Below are 16,860 nucleotides of genomic sequence, written 5' to 3' on the forward strand. Positions count from 1 at the left end.
CATCAAAAAGGGGAACCCAAACACATGAGCACGATAAGCACTACGCTGGAGCCGCTTGCCGAGAGCAAGCTGCACCGGAATATCGACTGGCGCGGCGCCTTCTGGGTGGCCAGCGGCGTCCCTGCCCTCGTCCTGTTTTCGATCGGCGGCATTGCCGGCACGACCGGCACGCTGGCCTTCGCGATCTGGATCGCCTCCATGATCATGGGCTTCCTGCAATCCTTCACCTATGCCGAGATCGCCGGCCTGTTTCCGAACAAGTCGGGCGGCGCCTCGATCTATGGCGCGACCGCCTGGCTGCGCTATTCCAAGTTCATCGCGCCGCTGTCGGTGTGGTGCAACTGGTTCGCCTGGTCGCCGGTGCTGTCGCTCGGCTGCTCGATCGCCGCCGCCTATATTCTCAACGCGCTGGCGCCGGTGCCGCTGTTCACCGAAACCTCGCCCGATGTCGTCGCCTATATCGCGGCCCATGCCGGCACGAGCGCCGCCGACGCGATCACGGCGGTGACCGCTGCCTCGACGCCAGCGATCCGCAACTGGACACTGTACAGCCACACGCTCGGCCCGGTCTCCTTCACCTTCAATGCCACCTTCTTCATCGGCGCGGTGCTGATGCTGATCATCTTCTCCATCCAGCATCGCGGCATTCTGGGCACCGCCAATGTGCAGAAATATATCGGCCTGCTGGTCATCATCCCGATGCTGATCGTCGGCGTCGTGCCGATTTTCACCGGCCAGATCAATTGGGCGAATTTTTCGCCGCTGGTGCCGCTGGCCGCCGCCTACGCGCCTGAGCCCGGCGCCTGGAACATTGCCGGCTGGACGCTCGTGCTGGGCGGCATGTTCATCGCCGCCTGGTCGACCTACGGTTTCGAGACCGCCGTCTGCTACACCTCCGAATTCAAGAACCCCGGCACCGACACGTTCAAGGCCATCTTCTATTCCGGCCTGCTCTGCATGCTGCTGTTCATCCTGGTGCCGTTCACCTTCCAGGGCGTGCTCGGCTTGAACGGCATGCTGGCCACCCCGATCGTCGACGGCTCCGGTGTCGCCGATGCGCTGGCCGGCATGGTCGGTGGCGGAGCGCTGATCCACAGCCTGCTGGTGATGCTGATGATCCTGGCTCTGGTGCTGTGCATCATGACGGCGATGGCGGGTTCTTCGCGCACGCTCTACCAGGGCTCGGTCGACGGCTGGCTGCCGCGCTATCTCAGCCACGTCAACGAGCATGGCGCACCGACACGGGCCATGTGGACCGACCTTTGCTTCAACCTGATCGTGCTGGCCATCGCTTCGGCCGACGCGACGAGCTTCTTCTTCATCCTCGCCGTGTCGAACTGCGGCTACATCATCTTCAACTTCCTCAACCTCAACGCCGGCTGGATCCATCGTATCGACAACGGCCATATCGCGCGGCCATGGAAGGCACCGAGCTGGCTGCTTGGCGTCGGCGCCATCTTCGCCTACGTCAACGCGATCTTCATGGGCGCCGGCGCCAAGGTGTGGAACCCGATGGCGCTGTGGGCCGGACTGATCACCGCGGCCTTGATCATCCCGGTGTTCTGTTTCCGCCACTACATCCAGGACGGCGGCAAGTTCCCCGACCATATGCTGGCCGACCTCGGCATGAGTTCGTCCGATCTGGCGGTCAAGAAGGCGGGCATGCTGCCCTACCTGACACTGGTCGCCGGCGTGGTGGTGATGCTGCTCGCCAACTGGTATTTCGTCATCTGACCTCGGAAATGAAAAGGATCGGGCGCGCTTCGGCGCGCCCGATCCTTTTCGGCTGGCGTAGTCGATCTATTCGGCCGCCAGCGCCAGTTGTGGCTTCTTGGCTTCCGGGATCAGGTCCAGATCGTCGATCCGCCCCTCCGCCCCGCGCTTCTTGGGCTCGCGGCCGAAGAACAGGGCGTAGCCCGCCGGCAGCACCAGGATGGTCAGCACGGTGGCAACCAGGATGCCGCCCATCATGGCGTAGGCGAGCGGCCCCCAGAACACGGCGCGCGAGATCGGGATCAGCGCCAGCACCGCCGTCAAAGCGGTCAGCGTGATCGGCCGGAAACGGCGCACGGCCGAGCCGATGATCGCTTCTGATCGCTCCATGCCCGCCGCTATGTCCTGGTCGATCTGGTCGACCAGGATGATCGAGTTGCGCATGATGATGCCGAGCAGCGCGATGACGCCGAGGATGGCGACGAAGCCGAACGGCGCACCGCTGATCAGAAGGGCCGCGGCAGCACCGATGATGCCGAGCGGGCCGGTCGCCAGCACGAGCATCGCCTTGCCGAAGTTCTGCAGCTGGATCATCAGGAGCACGACGATGATGGCCAGCATGATCGGCGCCTTGGCGGCGATCGAAGCCTGGCTTTCGGCCGAATCCTCGGCACCGCCCTGGATCTCGATCTTGTAGCCAGGTGCCAGCCCATCGCGCAGACCCTGCATGTCCTTGTACAACTTGGTGACGACATCGTTGGACTGCACGCCGTCGGGCAGCGTTGCCCGCACGCTGATGGTCGGCAAGCGGTTACGCCGCCATTCGATGCCTTGCTCCAGCACCGGCACCACCTTGGCGACCTGCGACAGCGGCACGAAGCCGCCGAAATCGGTCGGGACATAGACGGAGTCGACCGAGGACAGCAGGCTGCGGCTGGCATCCGGCTCGCGGGCGACGATGGACACTGTCTCCTCGCCGTCGCGGAAGTCGTCGAGCGGCGCGCCGGACATGGTCGCCTGCAGCATCTGGCGGATGCGCTGCGAGGTCACGCCAAGCGCACGGGCGCGATCCTGGTCGATGACCAGCTTCATCGCCGGCACCGGCTCGAGCCAATCGTCATGGACGGCGCCAAGCAGCGGATCTTCGCGGAACTTGGCCTTCACCTGGTCCGCGATGCGGCGCACCTCCTGGCGGTCCGGGCCCATGACACGCATCTGGACCGGCCAGCCGGTCGGCGGGCCGAGGAACAGGCGGTCGACCTTGGCGCGGATCGACGGGAAGTCCTCAGCCAGGACGGTGCGCAGCTTGACGATCAGCCGTTCGCGGGCCGGCTCGTCATTGGCCATCACCAGAAGCTGGGCGAAGTTCGGATTGCTCAGCTGCTGGTCGAGCGGCAGGAAGAAGCGCGGCGCGCCTTCGCCGATATAGGTGGCGATGAAACGCTTGTCCTTGTCGTCCATCATCTTGGCTTCAAGCGCCTTGGCCTGCACCTCGACTTCCTTGATGCTGGTGCCCTCCGGCAACCAGAGATCGACGAGGATTTCCGGCCGCGACGATTGCGGGAAGAAGTTCTGCGGGATGAACTGGAACGCCCACAGGCTGGTGCCGAAGGTTCCCAGGGTCATGACAAGCACGATGACGCGGTGGCGCACGGCCCAGCCGACGGTCGAGCGCAGCCGGCGATAAAAGCGCGTGTCGAAGACGTCGTGATGGCTGCCGGCATGCTTGCGCTGCTTGAGGATCATGTAGCCCAGCCACGGCGTGAAATAGACCGCGACGAACCACGAGACGATCAACGCGATGCCGACGACATAAAACAGCGTGCGCACATATTCGCCGGCCGTCGAGGCGGCGAAGCCGACCGGGATGAAGCCGGCGGTGGTGATGAGCGTGCCGGTCAGCATCGGGAAGGCGGTCGAGGAATAGGCGAAGCTCGCCGCCTCGATCTTGACCAGCCCCTCCTCCAGCTTGCGCTCCATCATCTCGACGACAATCATGGCGTCGTCGACCAGCAGGCCGAGCGCGATGATCAGCGCGCCGAGCGAGATGCGCTGCAGGTCGATGCCGAGTTCGTACATGATGGCGAAAGTGGCGGCCAGCACCAGTGGAATGGCGATGGCGATGACCAAGCCGGAACGCCAGCCGATCGACAGGAACGAGACGACGAGCACGATCAGCAGCGCTTCGCCGAGCGCGTGCATGAATTCGGCGACCGCATCGGTGACGACGCCCGGCTGGTCGGAGATCTGGTCGACCGAAACCCCATAGGGCAGCGCCTCTTCAAAGCGCTTGTAGGTCGCCTCGACCTCCTTGCCGACATCGGTGACCTTGAAGCCCTTGGCCATGACGACGCCAAGCTGCACGCTGTCATGACCGTTGAAGCGGTATTTGCGCTGGAAAGGATCTTCCAGCCCCGACGTCACCGTGGCGATGTCGCCGAGCCGGGTGACCTGGCCGCCGGCGCGCAAGCGCAGGTTGCGGATATCCTCGGCCTTGCTGACGTCGCCCTCGACCGAAATGCGCACCGAGTTGGTGCCGGTGTCGACGGAGCCGGCCGGGTCGACATTGTTCTGTCCCTTGATCGCGTTCTGCAGATCGGTCAGCGTCAGTCCGCGTTCGGCGAGCGCCTTGGAGGAGATGTCGATATAGAGCTTTTCCGGCTGGTCGCCGATGATGACCGCCTTCTCGACGCCGGGCGTGGTCAAAAGCATGTCGCGCGCTTGGATGGCGAACTTCTTCAGCTCGGGATAGCTGAAGCCATCGCCGCTGATCGAATGCAGCGTGATGAAGGTGTCACCGAATTCATCGTTGAAATACGGTCCGAGCAAGCCTTGCGGCAGATCGCCAGCAATATCGCCGACCTTCTTGCGCACCTGATAGAAGGCGTCCGCCACCTCGGCGGCGTTGGTGTCGCCCTTGATCTGGACCGTGATGATGGCGCTGCCGGCGCGCGTGAACGAGCGCACGAAATCGAGATGCGGCGTTTCCTGCAGCTTGCGTTCGATCTTGTTGACGACCTGGTCTTCCATCTCCTGGATCGAGGAGCCGGGCCAGATCGCCTGGACGACCATCACCCGGAAGGTGAAATCGGGATCTTCCTTCTGGCCCATGCGCATCAGGCCGAGCGCACCGGCAATAATGATCAGGCCGAACAGGAACCGGGCAATGGAGGGATGGCCGATTGCCCAGCGCGACAGGTTGAAGGGCCGCTTCTCGTCCGTGGAATTGGTCATCGATGCAGGTCCATCTTTTAGCGCAACAAGATCGCGGTTCGGTGGTGGCTTCCGGGCGGCAAGGCTCTCCGAGCGGAGAACACTCATCGCGGTTGGGGACGCGAAAATTGATGCGCGGGGGGTCGCATCAATCGAGCGCCTCGGTTCGAGCGTTTGCCGCCCGGAAACCAGCGGCTGCGGGAACGCGCAGCCGGTGTCTGTCGTCAGCGCACCTGCCTGGTGTCGCTGTCATCGCCGGCCGCGGAAGCAGATTGCAGCACCGTGTCGGCGGCAAGTTTCACTTTCAGGTTCTCGGTCATGAACTGCGTGCCGGCAGCGACCACGACATCGCCGGGCTGCAATCCTTCGGCGACCCGCACGCCATCGGCGGCGAACTTGGCGACCTTGACCGGCCGGGCGTGGACGGTGTCGGCGCCGCGATCAACGGTCCAGACGATCGACTGGCTGTCTTGCTTGGCCAGCGCGCTCAGCGGGATCGAAACGAGCTGCCGCTCATTGGCCGCCGATGCTTCGATGCTGGCGGTCATGCCGAGCAGCACGCGCGGATCGTTGGGCAGGCTGACGCGAACGGCAAAGGTGCGCGACTGCGGATCGGCGCTGCCAGCGACTTCGCGGACCTTGCCCTCGAGCGCGAGTGCGTCGTCGGACCAGAAGCCCGCTTTTACGATCTTGCCCGGCTTGAACTCGGCGATTTCCATTTCTGGCACCGCGATCAGCACTTCCTTTTCGCCATCGACCGCGACGGTGACCACCGGCGTACCGGAGCCGACCACCTGGCCGACATCGGCGCTGACCGCGGTGACGATGCCGTCCCTGTCGGCCTTGAGGTCGGTGTAGCCGGCCTGGTTCTTCGCCTGGTCGAGCGACGAGCGGGCGGAATCGCGGGTGGCGACCGCCTGGTCGTAGCTCAGCGTCGCCTGTTCGAGCTGCGATTTCGGTGCAAAATTCTTGGCAAAAAGCTGCTCGGCGCGCTTGCGGGCAAGCTCGACGGTCTCGACCTGCCGCTCGGCGGCATCGAGCGCTGCCTGAGCGCTTTTGACCGAAAGGTCGTAGTCGATGGGATCGATGCGGGCGAGCACATCGCCTGAAGCCACATGCTGACCGATGTCGACAAGGCGCTCCGTGATCTTGCCGTTGACCCGAAACGCCAGGGCGCTTTCGGTGCGGGCCCGCACGGAACCGGAATAGGAGAGCGTGCGGGTGTCATGCGCCTGGGCGATCTCGACGACCTTGACCGGGCGGATGATGTCCTTGACCTCGGCTTTCTCCTGCGAGCAGCCGGCAAGCCCGAGCGCCGCGACGATCAGGCCGGCGGCCGGCAGCTTGCGAAGGATGGAACTGGACAAAGACATCTTGCTACTCCGACTGGGAGATGAGTGGTCGACACCGGCACCAGAGTGCGGCGCTATTTCAAGGCCTTGATTGCATAGTCGATGAGGTCGTCGGGCATCGCCCGGTTGGTCTTGGCAAGACACTGCGCCACCATCTGCGGATGGCACAGGATGACTGTGGCGGCGCCGAAGCAGCGCGACGCGATCACCGGATCCTGCTCCCTGAACTCGCCGGCCTCGATGCCATCGCAGATGACTTCCGCGAACAGATCGTGGATGCTGTCGACGTGCTTGTCGATGACGCCCCAATCGCGTTCGAGCGCGACGATCACCATTTCATGGACCTTCTGCTCGTCGAGCATGACCTCCATCGTCATCTTGTACTGGGCATGCACGTAGCGCCGAAGCCGCTCTTCCGCGCTGATCGGCAGGTGGCAAATCTCGTAGGCCATCTTGTAGCTGGCACCGAGCATCCGGCCGCAGACGGCCTGGTGGATTTCGACCTTGGTGGCGAAGAAACGGTAGATATTGGCCGGCGACATGCCGAGTTCGCGGGCGATGTCGGCGACATTGGTCTTGCCGTAACCGTAGTGCCGGAACAGGCGCTCCGCGCAGTCGAGAATGCGCGTCACATTTTCCTGTCGGGCGACGTCGGCGGCGACTATGTTGGCGGCTTCGGACATGGCTCTCTTTGTTTACGACTGACGAATTTCAATTTTCGTCAGTCGTAAATCGAAATGGCCGACCTGTCAACGCGAAATCGATGTACGCGTACGATTGGTGACAGCTGGTGACATCCAACAGACGTCACCAGGCGGCCCGAGGATTCGGACCATTGAAAATAATTTCGCGAGAGGGCTGCCCTAGACGTCAGGCGACCTTGGCCATTTCCCGCAGCCGGAACTTCTGGATCTTGCCGGTCGAGGTCTTCGGGATTTCGGCGAAGATCACCGCCTTCGGCACCTTGAAGCGGGCAAGCAGTGCGCGGCAGTGCTCGATGATCTCGGCCTCGGTCGCCGCCTTGCCCGGCTTCAGTTCGACATAGGCGACCGGCACCTCGCCCCATTTGTCATCGGCCCTGGCGACGACGCCGCAAGAGGCAACAGAGGGGTGCTTGTAGAGCGCATCCTCGACCTCGATCGAGGAGATGTTCTCGCCGCCCGAGATGATGATGTCCTTGGAACGGTCCTTGAGCTGGATATAGCCGTCGGCGTGCATGACGCCGAGATCGCCGGAGTGGAACCAGCCGCCGGCAAAGGCTTCGTCGCTCGCCTTGCGGTTCTTGAGATAGCCCTTCATGACGATGTTGCCGCGGAACATCACCTCGCCGATGGTCTCGCCATCCGCCGGCGTCGTCCGCATTGTCTCGGGATCCATGACGGTCAGGCCTTCGAGCGCTGCATAGCGCACGCCCTGCCGCGCCTTCTTGACACTGCGCTCGCCCTTTTCGAGATCGTCCCAGGCGCCGTGCCATTCGTTGACGACCGCCGGGCCATAGGTTTCGGTCAATCCGTAGAGATGGGTGACGGCAAAGCCGGCATCGGCCATGCCCGACAACACGGCCTCCGGTGGCGGGGCAGCCGCGGTGTTGAAGGTGACTGTCTGCGCGAATTCGCGCTTGTCCTCGTCCTTCGCATTGATCAGCACCGACATGACGACCGGCGCGCCGCACAGATGGGTGACGCCGTGGTCGGCAATCGCATCGTAGATCGGCTTCGGCCGCACCCAGCGCAGGCAGACATGGGTGCCGGCCTGGACGGCGAGCGTCCATGGAAAGCACCAGCCATTGCAGTGGAACATCGGCAGCGTCCAAAGGTAGACCGCGTGCTTGGCCATGCCGGCATGGATGGTGTTGGTGTAGGCCATGAGGGCAGCACCCCGATGGTGGTAGACGACGCCCTTCGGATTGCCAGTGGTGCCGGAGGTGTAGTTGAGCGAAATGGCGTCCCACTCATCGTCGGGCATCGACCAGGCGAAGTCCTCGTCGCCGCTCGCGATGAAATCCTCATAGTCTGATGTGCCTATGCGCTCGCCCTTCGGATACGGCGCGTCGGCAGCGTAGTCGGGATCGTCATAGTCGATGACCAGCGGCTTGACCTTGGCCAGTTCAAGGGCCTGCTTGACGACGCTGGAGAACTCGCGATCGACGATCAGTATCTTGCTCTCGGCATGATCGAGCTGGAAGGCGATGACGGCTGCATCGAGGCGGGTGTTGAGTGAGTGCAGCACCGCCCTGGTCATCGGCACGCCGAAATGCGCTTCCAGCATCGGCGGCGTGTTGGACAGCATGACGGTGACGGTGTCGCCCTTGCCGATGCCGCGCTTCTGAAGGGCCGAGCCAAGCTTCAACGACCGGCGCCAGAAGGTGCGATAGTCGATGCGCTGGCGGCCATGGATGATGGCGACATGGTCGGGATAGGTCTTTGCCGCGCGCTCCAGATAGGTGAGCGGCGTCAACGGCTGGTGGTTGGCCGCGTTCTTGTCGAGATCCTGTTCGTAAGGATTGCCCATCCCGTCCTCCCCGAGTTTCTTCTTTGAGATGTTCTAATCACAGGCTCGGGCCGCGTCACCACCAACGATGCCGCGATAGAGCGCATTTGGCACAATGATGATCTAGATTCAGCTGATGAAAAGGCATCGTATACCTTGGCCTGGTTTGACTTTTGTCGAAGGCCGTGAATAATGTCAGCCGAGGAGACGGCATGGCGATCCGACCGGCAGAACAGCTCATCCACAAGGCCGCCTGGCTCTACTACGCCCATGGCCTGCGACAGGACCAGGTGGCGAGCCAGCTTAACATTTCCCGTGCCTCGGTCGCCATGTATCTGCGCAAGGCGCGCGAGACCGGCATCGTCAATATCTCGACCTCGACCCAGCTTTTCACCGACGATGTGCTCGCGCGCAAGCTCGAGGATGCGCTAGGCCTCGACGCCGTCTGGATCGCGCCGGAGAACGACCATATCGCCGATCCGTCGACGGAAATCGCCGTGCTGGCGGCAAGCGTCTTTCTCGAACTGGTCAAGAAGGGCGACCGCATCGGCGTCGCCTGGGGCCGCACCGTCTACATGATCGCCGATATCATGTCCTATGCCGACCTGCAGGATGTCACCGTGGTGCAGCTCTGCGGCAATCTCGGCGCGCCCTATTCCTACCGGCCAGACCAATGCACGATGGAAATCGCGCGGCGGCTCAACGCCAAGGGCCTCAACTTCTACGCCCCGCTGGTGCTGTCGACGGAAGAGCTGGCGCGCGCGTTGCGTGCCGAACCAGTGATCCGCGAGCAATTGTCGGGCGTCGGTGAATGCGATCTGGCGCTGTACTCGGTTGGTGCTGTCGACGCCGACAGCCATCTGGTCAAATGCGGCGCGCTGACATCAGGCGAAATGGCGGAGCTGCGCAGTCGAGGTGCTGCCGGCGTCATTGCCGGGCAGATCATCGACGCCGACGGCAAGGTGCTGGACTGCAGCTACAACCGCCGGGTGATCTCGGCCGAGCTTGCCTCGCTGCGCGCCATCGCCAGGCGCCTGATGGTCGTGCAGGAGGACAGCAAGTTCGAACCGCTGCTTGCGGCGATCGCCGGCGGACTTTGCACGCATCTGGTGGTCGGCGCGCGCATGGCGCAGAGGCTGCTGGATCACGCGGCTGCCACGCCAGAAAAGGCCTCCTAGGAAAACACATATTTCCGCCGCTGGCGCATTGTCATCAAAGCGTCGCGGCATTCCTGTTTCACCATCAAAGACAACAACCGGACGAAGCGAACATGAAGAACCTGTGGAACGACGACGCAGCCGAAAAACTCGTTGCCGACTATGCAAAAAAGGGTGTCGGCCGCGACCTGGCGCTGCGCGTCTACACGACGCGGCTGCTGGGCGGCGAGCCACGGCTGGTCCTGCATGGCGGCGGCAACACGTCGTGCAAGACGACGGCCACCGATCTCGTCGGCGACCAGTGGGACGTGCTGTGCGTCAAGGGCAGCGGCTGGGACATGGGTGTCATCGAGCCGCAGGGCCTGCCGGCGGTCAAGCTCAAGCCGCTGCTCAAGGCCCGCGCACTGAACAGATTGGCCGACGAAGACATGGTTGCGCTGCAACGCGCCAACCTCATCGACCCGTCCTCGCCCAACCCTTCGGTGGAGACGCTGCTGCATGCCTTCCTGCCGCATAAATTCGTCGACCACACGCATTCGACCGCCATCCTGGCCATCGTCGACCAGGAGGACAGCAAACGGCTGGTGGAGACGGTGTTCGGTGCGAAGATGGGTTATGTGCCCTACATCATGCCCGGCTTCGACCTCGCCAAAGCGGCGGCCGACATCTTTGACGCCGATCCGTCGGTCGAGGGCCTGATCCTCGACAAGCATGGCATCTTCACCTTCGGCGACGACGCCAGGCAGGCCTACGACCGGATGATCCACTATGTGAATGTCGCCGAGGAGTACGTCGCCAAGAACGCCAAGCCGACAGCGGCAAAGGCAGCATTGCCGGCAAAGCTCGCGACACCGGCGGCTATCGCACCGACGCTGCGGGGGGCTGTGGCCGTAGCACGCGGCGAAGGCCGTTTCGACCGCATGATCAGCGACTTCCGCACCTCGGAGGCGATCGTCGATTTCATCAATTCAGCTGAGATCGCCGACTATGCCGGGCGCGGCGTGTCGACGCCCGATCTGTCGATCCGCATCAAGACCGGGCCGATGGCACTGCCGGCGCCCGATGCCGACAAGGTCGGCGACTACAAGGCCGTGATCAAGGAGCAGGTCGAGGCCTTCGCCAGGGACTACCGCGCCTATTTCGATACCAACGACGCGCTCGACGACGTCAAGCGCACCATGCTCGACCAGATGCCGCGCCTGACGCTGGTGCCGGGCCTCGGCATGTTCGGCCACGGCCGCACGCTGAAGGATGCGAAGATCGCTTCGGATGTCGGCGAAATGTGGATCGAGGCGGTGCGCGGCGCCGAGGCGGTCGGCCGGTTTCATCCGCTCGCCAAGGCCGATCTGTTCCCGCTCGAATACTGGTCGCTGGAACAAGCCAAGCTCGCTTCCAACAAGCCGAAGCCGCTGACCGGCCAGGTGGTGCTGATCACCGGCGGTGCCGGCGCGATCGGTGCGGCGACGGCCAGGCTGTTCGCCGACAACGGCGCCCATGCCGTCGTTGTCGATCTCGATGCCGAAAAGGCAGCCGAGGCGGCGAAGAAGGCCGGCAACAACTCGATCGGCGTCGCCGCCGACATCACCGACCCGAGCCAAGTGCGTGCCGCCTTCGACAAGGCGGTTGCCGTGTTCGGCGGCGTCGACATCGTGGTCTCCAATGCCGGTGCTGCCTGGGAAGGCCGGATCGGCGAACTCGACGATGCGCTTTTGCGCAGGAGTTTCGAGCTCAATTTCTTTGCTCACCAGTCGGTGGCGCAGAATGCCGTGCGCATCATGCTCGAACAGGGCACCGGCGGCGTGCTTCTGTTCAACACCTCCAAGCAGGCGGTCAACCCGGGTCCGAAGTTCGGCGCCTATGGCGTGCCGAAGGCGGCGACGCTGTTCCTGTCCAGGCAATATGCGCTCGACTATGGCGCCCACGGCATCCGTTCGAACGCCGTCAACGCCGACCGCATCCGCTCCGGACTTTTGACCGACGCCATGATCGCCAGCCGCTCCGGCGCGCGCGGCGTGTCGGAGAAGGACTACATGTCCGGCAATCTGCTCGGCCAGGAAGTGACGGCGCAGGACGTGGCGCAGGCCTTCCTGCACCACGCACTGGCTGACCGCACCACCGCCGATGTGACGACGGTCGACGGCGGCAACATCGCGGCGGCGATGCGGTAGGCGGAACCGATCGAAACAGGCATGCAGGCATCCGTGAACTGCTACTACAGCAGCTCACGGATGCCTTCCCAAGCCTTTTTGCCCAGCTCTGAATCGGCCTCGTCGTTGCCGCCGTGCGCATGTAATGCGGAGCGTGGTGTATTTTCGCTCGGCAAGAGGATGCGGTGACCCGCATCCGGCGACGAAACGAGATGCGTGACCTTGCCTGCTTCGCCGCACCGCCGGGCGATATCTGTCGCGAACGATAGGGAGGGCCACAGCGCATCGTCGCCACCCGCGACAAGCAGAATCTCGGCTGACGCGGTCTCAACGGGGATGGCTGCCGCTTCTGCCTCCCGCTCAAAGGCTTTCAGGCAGCGTTCGAAAAGCCCCCTGTAAGCGACCAGACAGTCCACATGCTCTGGTATCCAGTCTGGATCTGTCGGCACAAACGGCAGGGGAATACCGTTGAGCGACCATGAGGATCGTTCAGGCCAGCTGACGCCATCCCGGCCCGCACCGATATTTCCCCAAACCACGGATGATGGGCTGATAGCGACCACGGCGTTGATCCGCTGGTCGTGGACCGCCGCGAGCAATGAAGCCTCGGCACCCTTGGATGTGCCGACATAGACGATGCGACGGCAACCTGTTTCAAGGAGACAGTCGGTTGCGGCAAAGAACGTTTCGAGGGGAACCTCGCAGATTCCGGGAACCTGGCCCTCACCGCCAAACCATTGCAGCGCCAGGGCTGACTGACCCTCGTTTGCAAAGAGCCTCGCGCGCCCAACATCGACACGGCCACTCGATCCACCCAACACCACGACGCCCGTGGTGGCCCGCGTGCATCGAAACAATCTTCCGGTGACAGTGCCGGACAGGTTTTCCTCGATTACCGTCTGCGATTCCATGCTGAACCGGCACTTTCGCCGCTGATTTTTCCAGCATCGCAAAACTGGCGTTTTCGGCAAGCCGGTCGTGCCAGGACCTTCGACAAAAAAGCCGCCTGCAACAAGCTGCTGCAGGCGGCTAGCGGTTCCAAGCTTGCGAAAGCTACTTGGCGTTCGGGTTCGGCATCCAGGCCGGCATCGCGACATCGGCATGGGCGAACTGCGGCAGCTTGGCCGACAGGTCCTCCATGTTCTTGATGTCCTTGTCGACGAGGTCCTTCTGGGTGATCAGCGTCGGCGGCACGACGACGTTGTGGCCGGGGTCTTCGCCGGCGAGCAGCTGTGCCAGCGCGCGCACCGAGACCTGGCCGACGACGGCCGGATTGGTGGCGGCGGTTGCCGCCCAGGCGCTGTCGGGTTCACGCATCGCGGCGATATCGGACGTCGAGATGTCGGCCGAGTAAATCTTGATGCCCTTGTTCAAACCCGCCTCGTCGACGGCGATCTTCACGCCCTTGGCGAATTCGTCATAGGGGGCAAACATCACCTTGATGTCGGGGTGGGCCGACAGTACCGAACGCGCCTGGTTGGCGACGGAGTTGGCGATCGGGTTGTCGAGCGTGCCGAACATCGCGACCTCGCTGATGCCGGCATGCTTCTTCTTGACGTCGACCCAGGTCTCGTTGCGGCGGTCGAGCGGCGCGATGCCGGCGACATAGACATAGCCGGCCTTCCAGCTCTCGCCATTGTCCTTGACCGCCTGCTCGAGAGCGAGCCGGGCCAAGTCGCGGTCGGACTGTTCGACCTGCGGGATCTTGGGGTTTTCGACATTGACGTCGAAAGCCACCACCTTGATGCCGGCGTCGACCGCTCGCTGGGCGGCGTCCTTCATCGATTCCGTCAGGCCGTGCTGGATGATGATGCCTTGCACGCCAAGCGCTATGGCCTGGTCGACCATGTCGGATTGAAGGGCGGCGTCCTGGCGGCTGTCGAGCACGCGCAGGTCGATGCCGAGTGCCTTCGACTGCGCCTCGACGCCCGAGAGATAGGCCTGGAAGAAGTCGCCGGTCGAGAGATAGCGCACCAGCGCGATCTTGACGCCGGGCTTGTCGAAGGGCGCCGGCTTGTCCGCGGCCAGTGCCGGGAACTGCATCAGCATGGTTGCCCCGGCCAGCCCGAGTGCCACCTTCCCCAGAAGTCTTCTCGTAATGTTCACCTTGTTTCCTCCACTCTTGTTGAACCCAAATCCTATCCGGCCGAAAGCTATCTCCTGCCCCTGCCCGAAAGGGCAAAGGTGAAGACAAGGGCGACGACCAGAACCACGCCCTTGACGAAATCCTGCGTGTAGTAAGGCGCGTTCATCATCGTCAGGCCTTGCAGCAAGATGCCGACGAACAGCGCGCCGACGGCAGTGCCGAAGGCGTTCGGCTTGGCGGCGCCAAGCACCGCGTAGCCGATGAGCGCCGCGGCGACAGCGTCAAGCAGCAGATTATTACCCGAGGCGATGTCGCCGCGTCCAAGTCGGGCGGCGAGCAAAATGCCGCCGATCGAGGCAAAAACTCCTGAAATAACGTAGGCCCAGATCTTGTATGCCTTGACAGGCGCGCCGGCGAGTTCGGCGGCACGTTCATTGCTGCCGACCGCATACATCATGCGCCCGAAACGCGTGTATTCGAGGAAAAACCAGATCAGCACGGCGAGCACGAGCAGCACCACCACCGACACCGGAATGAGGTTCGGGATGAAGAAATCGAAGCGGTGGCGGCCGAGCGCCAGGAACGCGTCGCTGAACTTGCCATTGGCGACCGAACCGTCCGGCATGGTCATGCCGGTGGCGATCGAACGGCCCTCGGTCGGGATGCGCTGCAGGCCGACCAGCAGGAACATCATGCCGAGCGTCGCCAGGAGATCGGGCACGCGCATGTAGACGATCAGCCAGCCATTGATGAGGCCGACAATGGCGCCGATGAGCAGGCAGACGACGACCGCGACGAGAGCGTTCTGCTCCAGCACCACCATGACATAGGCCGCCGCCATCATGGCTGATGTGGCAACCGAGCCGATCGACAGGTCAAAGCCGCCGACGACGAGCGTGGCGGTGACGCCGAGTGCCAGCACGCCGGTGATGGCGACCGACTGGAAGATGAAGACGGCACTTTGCGGCGAAACGAAACCGTCGGCGGCGATCGCGAAATAGGCGATCAAACCGAACAAAAGCACGATGAAGCCGTAGCGAATGGCATGGTCTCGCAACGTCATTCAGCGCTCTCTCGCGCCGCTGCGATTTCTACCCAACTCGAACCCATGGTCTCTCCATTCCAATTCGTTGCCGCCACGCTCAGGCGGCGCTGTGCAGCGGTCCGCCGGCGACCTCGGCCAGCAGGCGATCGAGATCGACATCGGCATTGCGATGCTCGCCGACGATGGTTTGCTCGGACATCACCAGGATGCGGTCGGCGGTCTCCAGCGCCTCGTCGAGCTCGGTGACGAACAGCAGCGTGGCGCGGCCGTTGGCACTTGCCCTGAGCTTGGCGGCAATGTCGCGCCGGGCCGAAATGTCGACGCCCTGGAACGGCTCATCCAGAATGAACAGCCCGGCATCCTGCGCCATCCAGCGGGCGACCATCACCTTCTGCTGGTTGCCGCCGGAAAGTGCTGCCAGCTCGTCCTTCTCGGAGCGGCAGACGATGCCCAGTTCCTCGATCTGCCGGCGCGCGGTGCTGCACTCCAGACGGCGTCTGAGAACACCGAGGCGCGACATGCGCTTGTGAAACGGCAGGCTGATATTTTCCTGGATATTGAAGCCGCTGACGATACCGTTCTCGCCGCGGTCCTTGGCGACGAGGAACACGCCGGCGGCGATCGCCTCGCCTGTTGTTTCAGGCGCATAGGGCTTGCCGTTCAGCACCATCGTGCCACCGAGCGGCTTGCGCACGCCAAACAGCGTCTCGGCCAGCGCCGTCTTGCCGACGCCGACGAGGCCGGTGATGGCAACAACCTCGCCGTCGCCGAGCGTCAGCGAGATCGGCCTGGCGCCTTGCGCTATGCGCAGCCCTTCGATTGTCAGGATCGCCTTGGCTGAATTCCTGACGACGATCTGGTCGAGGTGGATCTTGCGCCCGAGCATGGCGTTGACGGCGCCTTCATAGTCGAGCGGTTTCTTGTCGAAGACGCCAGAGATGACGCCGTCGCGCATCGAGACGATACGATCGGCAAGCCGCCGGATGTCCGACATGCGGTGAGAGATGTAGAGGATCGCGACGCCCTGCTCGCGCAGCCTGTCGATCAGCGCAAACAGCCGATCGGCTTCGGCGCTGGACAGCGACGAGGTCGGCTCGTCGAGGATCAGCACTTTCGGCTGATGCGCCAAAGCGCGGGCTATCGCCACCATCTGGCGATCGGCCAGCGAAAGATCGCTGACGCGCGCTTTGAGATCGATGGCCAGCCCCATGCGGTCGGCGACGGCCCTTGCCTGGCGACGCACGCGCGCCGGATTGAACAGGAACGAAGCGCCGCTGCCGCTCAAGCGGTCGAGGGTCAAATTGGTGGCGACATCGAGATCGGCGACGACACCGTCATTGATGTTCTGGTGCACGGTGACGACGCCGGCGCGGATCGCTTCCGCCGGCGTGTTCGGCGCGAAGGCCTGTCCGGCGAGGCCCATCGAACCTTCGCCGCGCTCATAGACGCCACTGATGATCTTGACGAGGGTGGATTTGCCGGCGCCGTTGGCGCCCATCAGCACCGTCACTTCGCCGGCATGCAGCTCCAGCGAGACGCCGCCAAGCACCTCGTTCTGGCCAAAGGATTTCCTCAGCCCCTCTGCGCGGAACACGGCATTGCCGACCATGCGTTCCTCCCTGACATGACGCTATGAGCTACATCGGCAATTGTCAAC

Annotated in this window: 11 protein-coding genes; 3 read left to right on the forward strand and 8 right to left on the reverse strand. The window is 63.4% G+C overall.

The genetic code is table 11. The annotated features are described in order from the left end of the window. The first annotated feature begins 24 nt into the window (after nt 1-24). The gene (locus tag AC1D2G_RS10440; RefSeq protein WP_477413741.1) at nt 25-1,734 is read left to right on the forward strand and encodes an APC family permease; all 1,710 of its coding nucleotides are present in this window, start codon (nt 25-27) and stop codon (nt 1,732-1,734) included. Nucleotides 1,735-1,800: 66 nt separating this feature from the next. On the opposite strand, the gene AC1D2G_RS10445 is transcribed toward AC1D2G_RS10440, so the two are convergent. From AC1D2G_RS10445 to AC1D2G_RS10460, 4 genes are all read right to left on the reverse strand, one after another. Beyond that, a complete protein-coding gene (locus AC1D2G_RS10445) occupies nt 1,801-4,947 on the reverse strand; it encodes an efflux RND transporter permease subunit (RefSeq protein WP_477413743.1) in 3,147 nt (1,048 codons plus the stop codon). Nucleotides 4,948-5,150: 203 nt separating this feature from the next. Next, nucleotides 5,151-6,299, reverse strand: a complete 1,149-nt coding sequence (locus tag AC1D2G_RS10450) for an efflux RND transporter periplasmic adaptor subunit (protein ID WP_477413745.1) — start codon at nt 6,297-6,299, stop codon at nt 5,151-5,153. A gap of 53 nt (nt 6,300-6,352) precedes the next feature. Then, the gene (locus AC1D2G_RS10455; protein WP_477413747.1) at nt 6,353-6,961 is read right to left on the reverse strand and encodes a TetR/AcrR family transcriptional regulator; all 609 of its coding nucleotides are present in this window, start codon (nt 6,959-6,961) and stop codon (nt 6,353-6,355) included. 187 nt (nt 6,962-7,148) lie between these two features. Next, complete coding sequence (locus tag AC1D2G_RS10460) at nt 7,149-8,789, reverse strand: acyl-CoA synthetase (protein WP_477413749.1); 1,641 nt, start codon at nt 8,787-8,789, stop codon at nt 7,149-7,151. A gap of 191 nt (nt 8,790-8,980) precedes the next feature. Here AC1D2G_RS10460 and AC1D2G_RS10465 point away from each other — a divergent pair, with 191 nt between their 5' ends. Continuing rightward, nucleotides 8,981-9,946 carry a sugar-binding transcriptional regulator gene (locus AC1D2G_RS10465; RefSeq protein ID WP_477413751.1) on the forward strand — a complete coding sequence of 322 codons (966 nt, stop codon included), beginning with the start codon at nt 8,981-8,983 and terminating at the stop codon, nt 9,944-9,946. 92 nt (nt 9,947-10,038) lie between these two features. Beyond that, nucleotides 10,039-12,093 (forward strand): bifunctional aldolase/short-chain dehydrogenase, encoded by a 2,055-nt coding sequence (locus AC1D2G_RS10470; protein ID WP_477413753.1) that lies wholly within the window; start codon nt 10,039-10,041, stop codon nt 12,091-12,093. 44 nt (nt 12,094-12,137) lie between these two features. Here the strand turns inward: AC1D2G_RS10470 and AC1D2G_RS10475 are convergent, their stop codons facing one another. From AC1D2G_RS10475 to AC1D2G_RS10490, 4 genes are all read right to left on the reverse strand, one after another. Beyond that, complete coding sequence (locus AC1D2G_RS10475; protein WP_477413755.1) at nt 12,138-12,983, reverse strand: acyl-CoA thioester hydrolase/BAAT C-terminal domain-containing protein; 846 nt, start codon at nt 12,981-12,983, stop codon at nt 12,138-12,140. 142 nt (nt 12,984-13,125) lie between these two features. Continuing rightward, the gene (locus AC1D2G_RS10480; RefSeq protein ID WP_457150317.1) at nt 13,126-14,178 is read right to left on the reverse strand and encodes a substrate-binding domain-containing protein; all 1,053 of its coding nucleotides are present in this window, start codon (nt 14,176-14,178) and stop codon (nt 13,126-13,128) included. A 47-nt stretch (nt 14,179-14,225) separates the two neighbouring features. Then, on the reverse strand, nt 14,226-15,221 hold the full coding sequence (locus AC1D2G_RS10485) for an ABC transporter permease (protein ID WP_095088174.1): 996 nt from the start codon (nt 15,219-15,221) through the stop codon (nt 14,226-14,228). A gap of 79 nt (nt 15,222-15,300) precedes the next feature. Continuing rightward, nucleotides 15,301-16,812 (reverse strand): sugar ABC transporter ATP-binding protein, encoded by a 1,512-nt coding sequence (locus tag AC1D2G_RS10490; RefSeq protein ID WP_477413757.1) that lies wholly within the window; start codon nt 16,810-16,812, stop codon nt 15,301-15,303. Nucleotides 16,813-16,860: the final 48 nt, after the last annotated feature.

The organism is Mesorhizobium sp. P2_C7 (genome assembly GCF_056404515.1).

Coding starts and splice junctions, on each gene's coding strand:
- AC1D2G_RS10455 (WP_477413747.1), bottom strand. CDS start 6,961: ATGTCCGAAGCCGCCAACATAGTCGCCGCCGACGTCGCCCGACAGGAA.
- AC1D2G_RS10470 (WP_477413753.1), top strand. CDS start 10,039: ATGAAGAACCTGTGGAACGACGACGCAGCCGAAAAACTCGTTGCCGAC.
- AC1D2G_RS10475 (WP_477413755.1), bottom strand. CDS start 12,983: ATGGAATCGCAGACGGTAATCGAGGAAAACCTGTCCGGCACTGTCACC.
- AC1D2G_RS10465 (WP_477413751.1), top strand. CDS start 8,981: ATGGCGATCCGACCGGCAGAACAGCTCATCCACAAGGCCGCCTGGCTC.
- AC1D2G_RS10440 (WP_477413741.1), top strand. CDS start 25: ATGAGCACGATAAGCACTACGCTGGAGCCGCTTGCCGAGAGCAAGCTG.
- AC1D2G_RS10445 (WP_477413743.1), bottom strand. CDS start 4,947: ATGACCAATTCCACGGACGAGAAGCGGCCCTTCAACCTGTCGCGCTGG.
- AC1D2G_RS10450 (WP_477413745.1), bottom strand. CDS start 6,299: ATGTCTTTGTCCAGTTCCATCCTTCGCAAGCTGCCGGCCGCCGGCCTG.
- AC1D2G_RS10460 (WP_477413749.1), bottom strand. CDS start 8,789: ATGGGCAATCCTTACGAACAGGATCTCGACAAGAACGCGGCCAACCAC.
- AC1D2G_RS10485 (WP_095088174.1), bottom strand. CDS start 15,221: ATGACGTTGCGAGACCATGCCATTCGCTACGGCTTCATCGTGCTTTTG.
- AC1D2G_RS10490 (WP_477413757.1), bottom strand. CDS start 16,812: ATGGTCGGCAATGCCGTGTTCCGCGCAGAGGGGCTGAGGAAATCCTTT.